Consider the following 12,506-nt stretch of genomic DNA (forward strand, 5'->3'; position numbering starts at 1 on the left):
AACACGCAATTGAAGTCGCGTCTCACCGCCAATTGGATAAAATGCTTGAGCATTTGCGCGGACCTGCAATGATCCAAACAATATATTCGCAGTGTGATAATCCGAAGGGCCAGGGAATTGAGGCGAATTACTTTATTGCCGCTTATTATTCTTTCTGGCGCTGGTCTCGGGTACTCCCTGTGCGGGGCACTAATGACCAGAACGGACCGGGTCGATGCCGCGGTAGAGCTTTTCGAGGAGAACTGCCTGACGCTCGTGACCTCTCCCGGTGCGCACCCAGCGCCAGAGATTCCACGCATCGAGAAGATCCCGGGGTACGATCTGTGGGGCGATCCGGAGTCGCAGTTCGTTCTCTACAGGGATCGGCGTGAATGCAGCATTACCGATACGATGAAGGCGCTTTCAGAGGAAGACCGGCAACGGTTTGACGCGAAGATGGCCGCGCTCATCGAAGAGCGGCTTCCCATGCTCGATCCGGACCAGAATTACAGCACCGCTCTTGCGAGTTGGGACATGGCGAAGTTCTGGGCGATCTATGAGTTCGGAGACCAACGACGCTGGGGCGTGGCGCTCAATCGGCCGGGCAAGGGGGGCGGCGATGAGGACACGTCCGTCGTTCTCTTTCTTCCGGGAAGTTCAGAGGTTTAGCTGCGTCTGACCGGAGACTCTTAGGGGATAGCGCGAGCCTACCTAATCCGCGCGAAATCGGAACTTTCTTCCTCTGGCCCATGCCCCCAGCAAGCCTGCGGATAGGCTCCCTGACAATGACAGTCCTTGCTTGGCTAGTCCCGCAGGGCCGCCACCGCGCGGATTTCAACCTTCAGCTCCGGACGGCTAAGCCCCGATATTCCGATGATCGACCAGGCCGGATAGGGGGCTTTGATATATTTGCGTTTCGCCTCCATGAAGTCCGGCATCGTATTCTCGATATCGACGTGGTAGCTGGTGACATCGACCAGATCCTCCAGCCCAAGCCCCGCGATCCGCAGAAGTTCTTCGACCCGTTTCAACGCCCATTCGGTCTGGTCGGCGACACTCTCAGGGGCGGTGCCATCCGGTCGAGCCCCGACCTGTCCGGAAATGAAGAGAAACCCCTTTGATTTGACGGCGGGCGAAAAGCCGTATTTCTCAAAGGCGGCGCGGTAGCCGTCGAACATTTCATTCCCGGGCGGTATTTCGAGAACTTCTGATGCCACGTGTCTGTCCTTCATCTTGAGTGCGGTCCGGCGAGCCGACACGCTATCCATTGGCCGGAGGTTCGGCAACCGCGACTGGCGCGCGAAGCGGCAGACGAATTGCCCGTTGTCCAGCCAAACCGTGCGCGTCCGGTCCGCGAGACCTCGCGCTCTCTTTACAGGTCCGCATGTTCCTTGGCATCACCTCTCCAGGAATTCCCCGCGAAACAGGAGCACGACCACGATGATCAGACGCATTCACTCCGGGGGCCCTTTCGAGGCCAAGATCGGTTACTGCCGAGCCGTCGTGGCCGGTGGCTTCGTCCACGTGGCGGGCACCGTGGGGCAGGGCGACGACGTGGTGAGCCAGTGCAAATCGGCACTCGAGATCATCGGCAAGGCGCTGGAGGAGGCGGGCGCGAGCTTTGCCGATGCGGTACGAGTGAACTACTACCTGCCGGATGCGGCCGAGTTCGAGCCCTGCTGGCCGATCCTTTCCGAAACCTTCGGGGCCAACCCGCCGGTTGCGACGATGATCGAGTGCAATCTCATCGACCCGAAGTTCCGCATCGAGATCGAACTCACCGTGCTGGCGCCGCAAACCTGATCCGGCGGGTATCTGCCGCTGCGGAACGCCGTTTCGCAAATTGACGTAGCGTCGATTCCCCAACTGCGTTTCCCCGCCCTAACGTGGCGTCACGTCCCGCGACTCTTTGGAGGAGGAGAGGTGGGGCGTGGAACTGGACAGTCGTGGGAGGAAACCATGTCCATATTGAACTACGCCGCGCGCGGCGCGTTGGCGCTTGCGCTGCTGGCGGCGCTCGGCGCGCCCCTGCGGGCCGAAGGCTACAAGGTCGAGGTGTTGGTGCCGGGATCGGATTTTCACGGTGTGCATGGCCTCGGTATTGGCCCGGACGGGCAGATCCTCGCAGGCAGCGTGATCGGCCAGACGCTCTACACCGTCGATCCTGCCAGTGGCACGGTCGGCATCGAGGTTGCCCCGCCGGACGGCATGGCTGATGACATCGCCTTTGCCCCTGATGGCACGATGGCCTGGACCGGCTTCCTGACCGGCGACCTCTTCGCGCGCAAGCCGGGGGGCGAGATCACCAAGCTGGCCTCAGGCCTGCCGGGCATCAACTCGCTGGCCTACCGCTCGGACGGGCGGCTCTACGCGACGCAGGTGTTCCTCGGCGATGCGCTCTACGAGATCGACACCACCGGTCAATCCGAGCCGCGCAAGATCATCGAAGGCATGGGCGGCCTCAACGGGTTCCAGTTTGGACCCGACGACAAGATCTATGGCCCGCTCTGGTTCAAGGGGCAGGTAGTCAAGGTCGACGTCGACAGTGGCGAGATCGAGGTGGTTGCCGATGGCTTCAAGGTCCCGGCTGCGGTCAACCTAGATTCCAAGGGCAACATCTGGGCGCTCGATACCGCGCAGGGGCAATTGGTCAAGATCGACCCACAGAGTGGCGAGAAGGAGACCGTGGCCCAGCTCAGCACGTCGCTCGACAACCTTGCGATCAACGACAAGGACGAGATCTTCGTGTCGAACATGGCCGACAACGGGATCCAGCAGGTGAACCCCGACACCGGCGAGATCCGGCAGATCGTCAAGGGTCAGCTTTCGATGCCCGGCGGGCTGGACCTCGTCGCGGACGAACAGGGCGAGACCCTCTACCTCGCGGATCTTTTCGCCTATCGCACCATCGACGTGGCCACCGGCGAAGTGACCGACGTGGCCCGAATGCATTCCGATCACCTCGAGTACCCGATCAACGCGCGCGCCAAGGGCGACCATGTCGTGCTGTCGAGCTGGTTCACCGGCACGGTGCAGGTCTTTGACCGCAAGACCGGCGAGAGCCTCAAGTTGCTCCACGGCTTCGCCGCGCCGGAGGACGCGATCGAACTGGAGGACGGCAGCCTTCTGGTGCTGGAGATCGCGACCGGCAAGCTGCTGCGGGTCAGCGGAGAGGAAGGGGAGACGCGCGACGTGGTGGCCGAGGGGCTGGTGGTGCCGGTCGGCATGGTGCTGGACGGTCCGTCGGGCGTCTTCGTGACCGAGGCCGGAGCAGGAAGCGTCAGCCGCATCGACCTTGCCACCGGCGAGAAGCTGACGCTCGCGTCGGGCCTCGCCATGCCCGAAGGGCTCGATACCGGGCCGGACGGCCTGCTCTACGTTGCCGAGGTCGGGAAGAAGCAGGTGATCTCGATCTCGCCCGAGAACGGGGCGGTCTCGGTGCTGGCGACGGACCTGCCGATCGGGGCCCCGGCGCCTGCGGGCATGCCGCCGACCTCGATGACCACGGGCATCGCCGTGGGCGGGGATGGGACCGTTTACGTGACCTCGGACATCGAGAATGCCGTCTACAAGCTCAGCCCGATGTAATTGAAAACACTTTGCGGTTCGTCGCCTGCGGGCGGCGGGCCGTACGCGCTGCGGGCTGGACGTTTCCCTGCAATTGGTCCATATCCGGTACAACGACTATCGGAGGCATTCATGGGAATCCTGAATACGTTGCTGCGTGGAGTCACCTGGTGGCACGGGCAGACCCTGAACACCCAGCTTTTCACCTGGCGCAAGGGTAAGAAGGTGGGCGAGGACACTCAGGGTAACGTGTTCTACCACAATGCCGACGACAGCAAGCGCTGGGTCATCTTCAACGGCGAGGTCGAGGCGAGCCGGATCGACCCCGACTGGCATGGCTGGCTGCACCGGACCTTCAAGGAGCCGCCGACCAGCAAGCCGCTGGCGCACAAGCCTTGGGAAAAGCCGCACCACGAGAACCTGACCGGGACGGCGATGGCCTATGCGCCCGCAGGCTCGCTGCGCATGGCGAAACCGGCCGACCGGGCCGACTACGAGGCATGGAGCCCGGAATAACTCCGGACCTGCCCTTATCCTTACACCTGAGACGAAATCGGAGCTGGCCTGATGGCGACTCACAACACCACCGAAGTTCTGGTTGGCGGTGCGGTCCTGGCCGCGGCGCTTGCCTTCGCATTCTATGCCACGCAGGTCACCGGGGTTACCCGCTCGACCGTGGGCTATGACCTCAACGCATCGTTCCGTTCGCTCGAAGGCGTGTCGGTCGGCACCGATGTGCGTCTGGCCGGGGTCAAGATCGGCACCGTTTCGGGCGTGGACCTGAACTCGCAGACCTACCGGGCCGAGACGCGGCTTTCGGTACAGCAGGGTATCGAGATCCCGGATGACAGCTCGGCGGTGATTTCTTCCGAGGGCCTGCTCGGCGGCAACTTCGTCGAGATCATGCCCGGTGGCTCCATGACCTATTTCGCACCGGGTGACGACATCGAGGACACCCAGGGCGCCGTGAGCCTGATTTCCCTGCTGGTTCAGTTCGTTGCCGGCAGCGGCGGGGACAAGGAACAGTGATCCGCGCGCTGGCAGCCGCTGCTGTCCTGCTGACCGCCCCGGCGGTGGCGCAGGACCAGGGTGCCGAGCGGGTGGCCTCGGGGCAGGGCGCCGTGCTGCGCGGCCTCGACAAGGTCAGCGGGCAGACGGTCGATGTCGAAATCTACTCCGGTGGCGGTGCCGCGGTTCTCGGGCTCGAGGTCGAGATGGCGGATTGCCGGTACCCGGTCGATAACCCGACCGGCGACGCCTTTGCCTTTGTTACCGTGCACGAGACCGAAAAGCCCGACATCCTGTTCCGCGGCTGGATGATTGCCTCGGCCCCGGCGCTGAACGCGCTGGACAACAGCCGCTACGATGTCTGGGTATTGCGCTGTATCACGTCCTGAGCTGTGGGGATGGCAGGGCCGGTAAAGTCGGCGCTGCGCCCGATCGCCTCGGCCAGGCGCTGACGATACTCTGACCGGCTGATCTCGACCGCCCCCAGCGACGCCAGATGCGCCGTGATGAACTGGGTGTCGAACAGCGTGAACCCTGCAAGCCTGAGCCGGTCCACGAGATAGGCGAGCGCGATCTTCGAGGCATCGGTGCGGCGCGAGAACATGCTCTCACCGAAGTAGGCGGCCCCGAGCACAACGCCGTAGACCCCGCCGACCAGTTCCTCCCCCTCCCAGACTTCGAGCGAATGGGCATGGCCCAGCCTCTGCAGCGCAAGGTAATGCGCCCGGATTTCGGCGTTGATCCATGTCTCGGCGCGATCCGCGCAGCCGTCGACCACCCCGGCAAAGTCCTCGTCGATGGAAATGCGGAAGGGCATGTGCCGCATCCGGCGCGCAAGCGAGCGGGAGATGCGGAAGCCGGTCAGGGGAAAGACCCCGCGGCGGCGGGGATCGACCCAGAAAATCTCGTCGTCGTCACGCCCCTCGGCCATCGGAAAGATGCCGTTGGCATAGGCGCGCAGGAGGATTTCAGGGGTCAGTTCGGTCATGGCACACGTGCGCCGGGCCGAGGCCCGGCGCGTCCGGTGCGACCCGGCAGCGGGGTCAGCCCTCTGCCAGGTTGGTTTCCAGCCAATGTTCCAGCCAGTGGATGTTGTAGTTGCCGGTCAGGATGTCCTGCTCCTGCAACAGCGCGTCGAACAGCGGTACAGTGGTCGATACGCCGGGCCCGTCCACGATCAGTTCGCCAAGGGCACGGCCCAGTCGGGCCAGCGCCTCGGGACGGTCGCGGCCATGCACGATCAGCTTGCCGATGAGGCTGTCGTAGTAGGGCGGGATGGTGTAGCCGTCATAGAGGGCGCTGTCCATCCGGACGCCAAGGCCGCCAGGGGCGTGATACTGGGTGATCTTGCCCGGGCTCGGAGCAAAGTTCGGCAGCCGCTCGGCGTTGATCCGGACCTCGATGGCGTGGCCGTTGATCTTGAGGTCGTCCTGCGTGAACGACATCGGCAGGCCTGCTGCCACGCGGATCTGCTCGCGTACCAGGTCCACACCGAAGATGCCTTCGGTCACCGGGTGCTCCACCTGAAGGCGGGTGTTCATCTCGATGAAGTAGAACTCGCCGTTCTCGTAGAGGAACTCGATGGTGCCCGCGCCGATGTAGTTGATCTTGGCCACGGCCTCCGCGCAGGTCTTGCCGATCCGCGCGCGTTCCTCGGGGGTGATGCAGGGGCCGGGAGCCTCCTCGAACACCTTCTGGTGTCGACGCTGGAGAGAGCAGTCGCGCTCGCCCAGGTGCACTGCATTGCCCTTGCCGTCACCAAAGACCTGTATCTCGATGTGGCGGGGCGTGGTCAGGTACTTCTCGATGTAGACTTCATCGTTGCCGAAGTTGGCCTTGGCCTCGGACCGGGCGGTCTGGAAGGCGCGTTCCATATCGGCTTCGGTCTTGGCGACCTTCATGCCCTTGCCGCCGCCGCCGGCGGTGGCCTTGATGATGACCGGGTAGCCGATCTCGGCGCCGACCGTCTTGGCGGTCGCAAGATCGGGCACGCCGCCGTCACTGCCCGGCACGCAGGGCACGCCGAGGGCCTTCATGGTGTCCTTGGCGGTGATCTTGTCGCCCATGATGCGGATGTGTTCCGCCGTGGGGCCGATGAAGGTGATGGCGTGATCCTCGACGATCTGCACGAAGTTCGCGTTCTCGGAGAGGAAGCCATAGCCCGGGTGGATCGCCTGTGCGCCGGTGATCTCGCAGGCCGACATGATCGCCGGGATCGAGAGATAGCTGCGCGGGCTCGGCGGGGGGCCGATACAGATCGACTCGTCAGCCATGCGGACGTGCATCGCGTCGGAATCGGCGGTGGAGTGCACGGCGACGGTCTGGATGCCCATCTCGCGCGCTGCGCGCACCACGCGAAGGGCGATTTCCCCGCGGTTGGCGATCAGGATTTTGTCAAACATCTGATGGCCTTACTCGATGATGACGAGGGGGGTGCCATATTCGACCGCGGCGCCGTCCTCGACCAGGATGCGCTTGATCTTGCCCGAGCGCGGTGCCGGGATGTGGTTCATCGTCTTCATGGCTTCGACGATCAGCAGGGTGTCGCCCTCGTTGATGCTGGCACCGACCGAGATGAAGGAGGGCGCGCCCGGTTCGGGCTGCATGTAGACCGTGCCGACCATCGGCGAGGTCACAGCGCCGGGATGGCTGGCCGGGTCTTCGCTGACGTCTGCGGCTGCGGCAGGCGCTGCCGCGGGGGCGGCGGCCGGTGCTGCGGCGGGAAGCGCGGCGGCGGCCATCTGGACCGGGGCCGCGACGGGGATGATCCGGCTGACGCGCACGTTCAGGCTGTCGTCTTCGCCGTAGTCCCGTTTGACCTGAAGTTCGGTCAGATCGTTTTCGCGCAGCAGTTCGGCCAGGGCCTTGATGAACGCCACATCCGAGTCGTGTTTCTTGTCCGTCATGATGTCCTCGACCGGTTCTGCTCGACCTATCTGGTGCAGGCCTTTCACTGGTTCCCGCTTATAGGGCAAGGAAACCCTTGTGAAAAGCATCGTTCCTCCTCCCAGATAAGGCGGATGGAGTGGATTGCGAGCGGCTTTGACCAGATCGCGCGGGAAAGGGCAACCACTCATTGAGTTGATCGCGGACCGCGAGAGGGCTTAGTCTCGCCTCCGGGGAGGACGAAACATGAATTTGAGCCATTGGCTGCACCGGCAGGCGGGGCGCGATCCGGGGCGCCCGGCGCTCTATCTTGGCCGCGAGCTGGTCGCCGACTACGGGACCTTTGCGGCGCGCGTCTCGGCGCTTGCCGAGTGGCTGCGGCGCGAAGGCGTAGGACCCGGCGACCGTGTGGGACTGTTCCTGCAGAACTGCCCCGAGTACCTCGTGATTTTCTACGGGATCCTGCACGCCGGGGCGGTCGCCGTGCCGATCAACGCCAAGCTGCACGGGCGCGAGGCCGGCTACATCCTCGGCGATGCGGGTGCGGCGCTGGTGTTCACATCGGGCAAGGAGGCCGACGTTCTGGCCGAGGCCGATGCACCGGGCCGCCGTGTCGACGTGAACGGTCCGGAGTTCGCGGCGGCGGTGTCCGGTCCGGCGGGGAGCGATCCGGTGGATCGGAACCGGGATGCGCTGGCATGGCTGTTCTACACCTCGGGCACCACAGGTCGGCCCAAGGGCGTGATGATCACGCATGGCATGCTGATGACCATGTCGCTGGCCTATCTCGCCGATGTGGATGCGGCGACCGGGGAGGATACCGCGCTCTACGCCGCTCCGATGAGCCACGGGGCCGGCATCTACAACATAGTGCATGTCCTTGTCGGCGCGCGCCACGTCTGCCCGCCGTCCGGGGGATTCGACCCCGCCGAGATCTTTGACCTCGCTCGCCATTTCGGCCGCGTTCACATGTTCGCGGCCCCGACCATGGTCAAGCGGATGACCGGGGCGGCGAAGGCCGCGGGCGTTAGGGGCGAGGGGCTGCGCACCGTGGTTTATGGCGGTGGGCCCATGTACCTCGCCGATATCGAGGAAGCCGTTGCGCACTTCGGTCCGGTCTTTGTTCAGATCTATGGTCAGGGCGAATGCCCGATGGGGATCTCGGCGCTCAGCCGGGCAGAGGTCGCCGACCGGAGTCATCCGAACTGGCGCGAAAGGCTCGCCAGCGTCGGGCGTGCGCAATCCCCGGTCGAGATCAGGATCGGAGATGCCGAAGGGCAGGCGCTGCCCGCAGGCGAGATTGGCGAGATCATGGTGCGCGGCGACGTGGTAATGCCGGGCTACTGGCGCAACGAAGCTGCCACCGCCAAGACGCTGGTCGATGGCTGGCTGATGACGGGCGACATGGGCCTGATGGACGCCGACGGCTATGTCACCATGCGCGACCGCTCCAAGGACATGATCATCTCGGGCGGGTCGAACGTCTATCCGCGCGAGGTGGAGGAGGTGCTGCTGACCCATCCCGGGGTGCGCGAAGTCTCTGTCGTCGGCAGGCCCCACGCCGACTGGGGCGAGGAGGTCGTCGCCTTCGTGGTGGGCGAGGCCGCCACGGGCGAACTGGACCGCCTGTGCCTGGACAATATCGCGCGCTTCAAGCGGCCCAAGGACTACGTCTTTGTCCCGGAACTGCCCAAGAACAACTATGGCAAGGTGCTCAAGACCGAGCTTCGGAAGCAACTGTCCGAGGGCATGCTGAGCGAAACGCCGGGCTGAGCGGGTCATATCGCTGCGGGCGGGGATGACACCGGCCTTCCGCTATCAGTGCTCCTCCAACTCCTTCGCCTGCCGCTCAAGGAGTTCCATGATCTTGCGCTGCATTGCCGTGGGCGGCGCCTCGACCGATTGCTCCTTGCCGAGGCCGAGGTCGAAGGAAAAGCCGTCCGCGCCCTCGGAGACGGTGGCAACCTGCCGTGCCGCGGTGTCCTGCATCATGTCCGCGGGTAGGGAGGCAGGATGGCCCGTGGTTTGCGGTGCCTGGATCGGCACGCCATAGGAAATGTTCATTCGTCTGCTCCATGTCGAATACCGGAGCCCACACCCGATCCGTAGTCTTGGGGCCAAGAGGTTAACAAAACGCGAAAAGGCGCAGCCCGCGCCGCGCCTTTTCCACCTCATTTTGCCTTAAAAGCAGGAGGCCGGAGCAGAGCCGTCAGATCGCCAGGTATTCCGCCCGCAACTCGGCATTCTGCAGGACTTCGGAGGCGGTCCCGTCGAACACCACGCTGCCGGTGTCGAGGATCACGGCGCGGTCGGCCAGTTCGAGCGCGCGGACGGCGTTCTGTTCGACAATGATCGTGGTGATGCCAAGTTCCTTGATGGTGACCAGCGTCTTCTCGATCTCGTCGACGATAACCGGCGCCAGCCCCTCGTAGGGCTCGTCCAGCAGCAGGACCTTGAGGTCACGGCACAGCGCCCGGCCGATGGCCAGCATCTGCTGCTCGCCGCCCGAGAGCGTCACGCCCTCCTGCTTGCGTCGCTCGCCAAGGCGCGGGAACAACTCGTAGATGCGCTCGATCGACCAGCCGATCGGCGGGGCGATCTGGGCAAGCTGGAGGTTTTCTTCGACCGTCAGCCCGGGAATGATGCGGCGGTCTTCGGGAACGAGACCAAGGCCCGCGGCAGAAGCCTGATGGCTCGCCATCGTGTGCAGCGGCTGGTGATCCAGCCAGATCTCGCCGTGCTTGAGTTCGGGGTCGCCCACCCGCGCGATGGCGCGCAAAGTCGAGGTCTTTCCGGCCCCGTTGCGCCCCAGCAGCGCGAGAATCTCGCCCTCGTGCACGTTGAAGTTCACGCCCTGCACGATGTAGCTCTCGCCGTAGTAGGCGTGGATATCCCAAACCGAGAGGAAGGCCGGGGCGGTCGCCGCCTGGTTCGAGTGCTTGGAAAAGTCTGGTTTGACATTCATGGTCTGTGCTCTCCCGCCCCGGACTTGCTCCGGGGCCTCGTGGTTTGGGTCGGGGCCCCGGCGCGGGGGCCGGGGCGGGGTTTGGTTTCGTCCCCGGCGCGGGAGCCGGGCCTAGCGTCAGGCGCTCTCGCCGAGATACGCTTCGCGCACCTTCGGGTGGCCCTTGATCTTTTCAGGCGTGTCCTCGACCAGCGGCGAGCCCTGGGCCAGCACGGTGATGCGCTCGGCCAGCGAGAACACCACGTGCATGTCGTGCTCGATGATCGCGATGGTGATGTCGCGGGTGTCCTTGATCTGCTTCAGCAGGTCGATGGTGTTGTTGGTGTCCGCCCGCGCCATCCCGGCGGTCGGTTCGTCGAGCAGCAGGAGCCGGGGCTCCTGGCTGAGGCACATGCCGATCTCGAGCCGCCGCTTGTCGCCGCGCGACATCGAGGCCGCGTGCATGTTGCGCTTGTCGATCATGTTCATGTCCTCGAGCATGTGCTCGGCGCGTTCGATGATGTCCTTCTGCTTCACGATCGAGGTCAGCGCGTTCAGCTCAAAGGCACCGTCCCGCTTGGCAAAGCAGGGGATCATCATGTTCTCCATCACCGTCAGGTCGCCGAAGATCTCCGGCGTCTGGAACACGCGGCTGATACCCATCTGGTTGATCTCGTAGGGCGCGCGGCCCAGCACCGACTGGCCATCGAACATGACCGAACCGGTGTCGGGGATCAGCTTGCCCACGAGGCAGTTCAGCAGGGTGGACTTGCCCGCGCCGTTCGGCCCGATGATGGCGTGCACCGAATGCTCGGCGATCGATAGGTTGACGTCGCTCAACGCCTTCAGCCCGCCGAACCGCTTGTTGACGTTCTTGACTTCGAGAATGCCCATCACGGTCTCCTTACTCGGCAGGGGTGGACTGGGTTTCGGTCTTGGCGTGCTCCTCCTTGCGGGACTTGCCCGCGAGGAGACGCCAGAGGTGCTGTCCGCCCTGCACGAGGCCACCGGGGAGGAAGGTCACCACGAGCATGAACAGCAGGCCGAGGGTCAGGTGCCAGCCGGGTCCGACGAAATGCTCAACTACCCAGATCACCGCGCTCTCCATCCCGTCGGGCAGGAAGCCGAACCACTGGTGCAGCACGCCCTCGTTGATCTTGGAGAAGATGTTCTCGAAGTACTTGATGAACCCTGCGCCCACGACCGGCCCGAGCAGGGTACCGGCGCCGCCGAGGATGGTCATCAGCACGACCTCGCCCGAGGCGGTCCACTGCATGCGCTCGGCGCCTGCCAGCGGGTCCATCGTCGAGAGGAGCCCACCGGCCAGACCGGCGTACATGCCCGAGATCACGAAGGCGGCCAGCGTATAGGGCCGGGTGTGGAGGCCCGTGTAGTTCATCCGCTGCTGGTTGGACTTCACCGCGCGCAGCATCATGCCAAAAGGCGAGCGGAAGATGCGGACCGAGACGTAGAACGACAGCATCAGGATCACCGCGCAGAGATAGTAGCCCGCGTTGAAGGTGAAGAGCCAGCTGCCCACCTCCAGCTGATAGCTCGAGCGCATGGCGACACCAAAGAGATGCGGCACCTCCGGCGCACTGGCAGAGGCGAGGATCTGCGGGTCGGAGGCATAGACCTGCAGCCCGGTCTCGCCGTTGGTCAGGTTGAAGTTGGAGCTCGGGTTGCCAAGCACCGAGTAGGCGAGGTTGTAGGACATCTGCGCAAAGGCCAGCGTCAGGATCGAGAAGTAGATGCCCGACCGGCGCAGCGAGATGAACCCGATCACCACCGAGAACAGCCCGGCGACGATCACCGAGAGGATGATGCCGGGGATCACGTTGTAGCTCAGCAGCTTGAACATCCAGACCGCCGAATAGGAGCCGACGCCGAGGAAGGCGGCGTGACCGAAGCTGAGATAGCCGGTCAGGCCGAAGAGGATGTTGAAGCCGATCGCGAGGATCCCGTAGATCGCAAAGCGCTGCATCAGGTCGGGATAGCCCGCGTTGAACTGCGCCATCGCGCTGCCTTCGGGGAAGGGGTTCAGGATGAAGGGCGCCAGCAGGGCCAGGGCCGCGACAACCAGCATGAGCGTGGTGTCTTTCTTGTCGAGTCCGAGCATGGG

The 12,506-nt window shown here is 64.3% G+C and carries 15 protein-coding genes; 7 read left to right on the forward strand and 8 right to left on the reverse strand.

Translation table 11 applies throughout. The annotated features are described in order from the left end of the window. Positions 1-192 precede the first annotated feature (192 nt). On the forward strand, positions 193-648 hold the full coding sequence (locus DDT93_RS01340; RefSeq protein WP_109463990.1) for a hypothetical protein: 456 nt from the start codon (positions 193-195) through the stop codon (positions 646-648). A gap of 134 nt (positions 649-782) precedes the next feature. On the opposite strand, the gene DDT93_RS01345 is transcribed toward DDT93_RS01340, so the two are convergent. Beyond that, complete coding sequence (locus tag DDT93_RS01345) at positions 783-1,196, reverse strand: RidA family protein (RefSeq protein WP_232825345.1); 414 nt, start codon at positions 1,194-1,196, stop codon at positions 783-785. Between the two features lie 223 nt (positions 1,197-1,419). On the opposite strand from DDT93_RS01345, the gene DDT93_RS01350 reads away from it, so the two are divergent. The 5 genes from DDT93_RS01350 to DDT93_RS01370 all read left to right on the forward strand — a co-directional run bounded on the left by DDT93_RS01350 (position 1,420) and on the right by DDT93_RS01370 (position 4,943). Then, positions 1,420-1,782, forward strand: a complete 363-nt coding sequence (locus DDT93_RS01350; RefSeq protein WP_109463992.1) for a RidA family protein — start codon at positions 1,420-1,422, stop codon at positions 1,780-1,782. Positions 1,783-1,938: 156 nt separating this feature from the next. After that, positions 1,939-3,567, forward strand: coding sequence for a Vgb family protein (locus DDT93_RS01355; RefSeq protein ID WP_109463993.1), 1,629 nt, complete (start codon positions 1,939-1,941; stop codon positions 3,565-3,567). Between the two features lie 111 nt (positions 3,568-3,678). Continuing rightward, a complete protein-coding gene (locus DDT93_RS01360) occupies positions 3,679-4,062 on the forward strand; it encodes an NADH:ubiquinone oxidoreductase subunit NDUFA12 (protein ID WP_109463994.1) in 384 nt (127 codons plus the stop codon). A gap of 51 nt (positions 4,063-4,113) precedes the next feature. Further along, positions 4,114-4,575, forward strand: coding sequence for an outer membrane lipid asymmetry maintenance protein MlaD (gene mlaD, locus DDT93_RS01365; protein WP_109463995.1), 462 nt, complete (start codon positions 4,114-4,116; stop codon positions 4,573-4,575). After that, entirely contained in the window at positions 4,572-4,943 is a 372-nt protein-coding gene (locus DDT93_RS01370) for a DUF2155 domain-containing protein (RefSeq protein ID WP_109463996.1), read from the forward strand. The genes mlaD and DDT93_RS01370 overlap by 4 nt, the downstream gene beginning before the upstream one ends. Here the strand turns inward: DDT93_RS01370 and aat are convergent. The 3 genes from aat to accB are packed head-to-tail and all read right to left on the reverse strand — an operon-like array spanning position 4,907 to position 7,460. After that, positions 4,907-5,542 (reverse strand): leucyl/phenylalanyl-tRNA--protein transferase, encoded by a 636-nt coding sequence (aat, locus tag DDT93_RS01375; protein ID WP_109463997.1) that lies wholly within the window; start codon positions 5,540-5,542, stop codon positions 4,907-4,909. The genes DDT93_RS01370 and aat overlap by 37 nt on opposite strands. Before the next feature lie 55 nt (positions 5,543-5,597). Beyond that, on the reverse strand, positions 5,598-6,956 hold the full coding sequence (gene accC / locus DDT93_RS01380) for an acetyl-CoA carboxylase biotin carboxylase subunit (protein WP_109463998.1): 1,359 nt from the start codon (positions 6,954-6,956) through the stop codon (positions 5,598-5,600). Between the two features lie 9 nt (positions 6,957-6,965). After that, on the reverse strand, positions 6,966-7,460 hold the full coding sequence (gene accB / locus DDT93_RS01385; RefSeq protein ID WP_109463999.1) for an acetyl-CoA carboxylase biotin carboxyl carrier protein: 495 nt from the start codon (positions 7,458-7,460) through the stop codon (positions 6,966-6,968). A 226-nt stretch (positions 7,461-7,686) separates the two neighbouring features. Between accB and DDT93_RS01390 the strand changes: the two genes are divergently transcribed. Next, the gene (locus DDT93_RS01390) at positions 7,687-9,213 is read left to right on the forward strand and encodes an AMP-binding protein (protein WP_109464000.1); all 1,527 of its coding nucleotides are present in this window, start codon (positions 7,687-7,689) and stop codon (positions 9,211-9,213) included. 45 nt (positions 9,214-9,258) lie between these two features. On the opposite strand, the gene DDT93_RS01395 is transcribed toward DDT93_RS01390, so the two are convergent. The 4 genes from DDT93_RS01395 to DDT93_RS01410 all read right to left on the reverse strand — a co-directional run bounded on the left by DDT93_RS01395 (position 9,259) and on the right by DDT93_RS01410 (position 12,503). Beyond that, positions 9,259-9,504, reverse strand: coding sequence for a hypothetical protein (locus tag DDT93_RS01395; RefSeq protein WP_109464001.1), 246 nt, complete (start codon positions 9,502-9,504; stop codon positions 9,259-9,261). A gap of 145 nt (positions 9,505-9,649) precedes the next feature. Beyond that, positions 9,650-10,405 carry an ABC transporter ATP-binding protein gene (locus tag DDT93_RS01400; protein ID WP_109464002.1) on the reverse strand — a complete coding sequence of 252 codons (756 nt, stop codon included), beginning with the start codon at positions 10,403-10,405 and terminating at the stop codon, positions 9,650-9,652. A gap of 117 nt (positions 10,406-10,522) precedes the next feature. Further along, positions 10,523-11,278, reverse strand: coding sequence for an ABC transporter ATP-binding protein (locus DDT93_RS01405; RefSeq protein WP_109464003.1), 756 nt, complete (start codon positions 11,276-11,278; stop codon positions 10,523-10,525). Positions 11,279-11,288: 10 nt separating this feature from the next. After that, positions 11,289-12,503 carry a branched-chain amino acid ABC transporter permease gene (locus DDT93_RS01410; RefSeq protein WP_109464004.1) on the reverse strand — a complete coding sequence of 405 codons (1,215 nt, stop codon included), beginning with the start codon at positions 12,501-12,503 and terminating at the stop codon, positions 11,289-11,291. Positions 12,504-12,506 lie beyond the last annotated feature (3 nt).

The sequence above is a fragment of the Albibacillus kandeliae genome (assembly GCF_003116585.1).
GTDB classification, from domain to species: domain Bacteria; phylum Pseudomonadota; class Alphaproteobacteria; order Rhodobacterales; family Rhodobacteraceae; genus Albibacillus; species Albibacillus kandeliae.

Bases quoted from the DNA above. Each gene is read 5' to 3' on its own strand.
- DDT93_RS01405 (WP_109464003.1), bottom strand. From the start codon at position 11,278: ATGGGCATTCTCGAAGTCAAGAACGTCAACAAGCGGTTCGGCGGGCTG.
- DDT93_RS01410 (WP_109464004.1), bottom strand. From the start codon at position 12,503: ATGCTCGGACTCGACAAGAAAGACACCACGCTCATGCTGGTTGTCGCG.
- DDT93_RS01340 (WP_109463990.1), top strand. From the start codon at position 193: ATGACCAGAACGGACCGGGTCGATGCCGCGGTAGAGCTTTTCGAGGAG.
- DDT93_RS01360 (WP_109463994.1), top strand. From the start codon at position 3,679: ATGGGAATCCTGAATACGTTGCTGCGTGGAGTCACCTGGTGGCACGGG.
- mlaD (WP_109463995.1), top strand. From the start codon at position 4,114: ATGGCGACTCACAACACCACCGAAGTTCTGGTTGGCGGTGCGGTCCTG.
- aat (WP_109463997.1), bottom strand. From the start codon at position 5,542: ATGACCGAACTGACCCCTGAAATCCTCCTGCGCGCCTATGCCAACGGC.
- DDT93_RS01395 (WP_109464001.1), bottom strand. From the start codon at position 9,504: ATGAACATTTCCTATGGCGTGCCGATCCAGGCACCGCAAACCACGGGC.
- DDT93_RS01350 (WP_109463992.1), top strand. From the start codon at position 1,420: ATGATCAGACGCATTCACTCCGGGGGCCCTTTCGAGGCCAAGATCGGT.
- DDT93_RS01355 (WP_109463993.1), top strand. From the start codon at position 1,939: ATGTCCATATTGAACTACGCCGCGCGCGGCGCGTTGGCGCTTGCGCTG.
- DDT93_RS01390 (WP_109464000.1), top strand. From the start codon at position 7,687: ATGAATTTGAGCCATTGGCTGCACCGGCAGGCGGGGCGCGATCCGGGG.
- accB (WP_109463999.1), bottom strand. From the start codon at position 7,460: ATGACGGACAAGAAACACGACTCGGATGTGGCGTTCATCAAGGCCCTG.
- DDT93_RS01400 (WP_109464002.1), bottom strand. From the start codon at position 10,405: ATGAATGTCAAACCAGACTTTTCCAAGCACTCGAACCAGGCGGCGACC.
- accC (WP_109463998.1), bottom strand. From the start codon at position 6,956: ATGTTTGACAAAATCCTGATCGCCAACCGCGGGGAAATCGCCCTTCGC.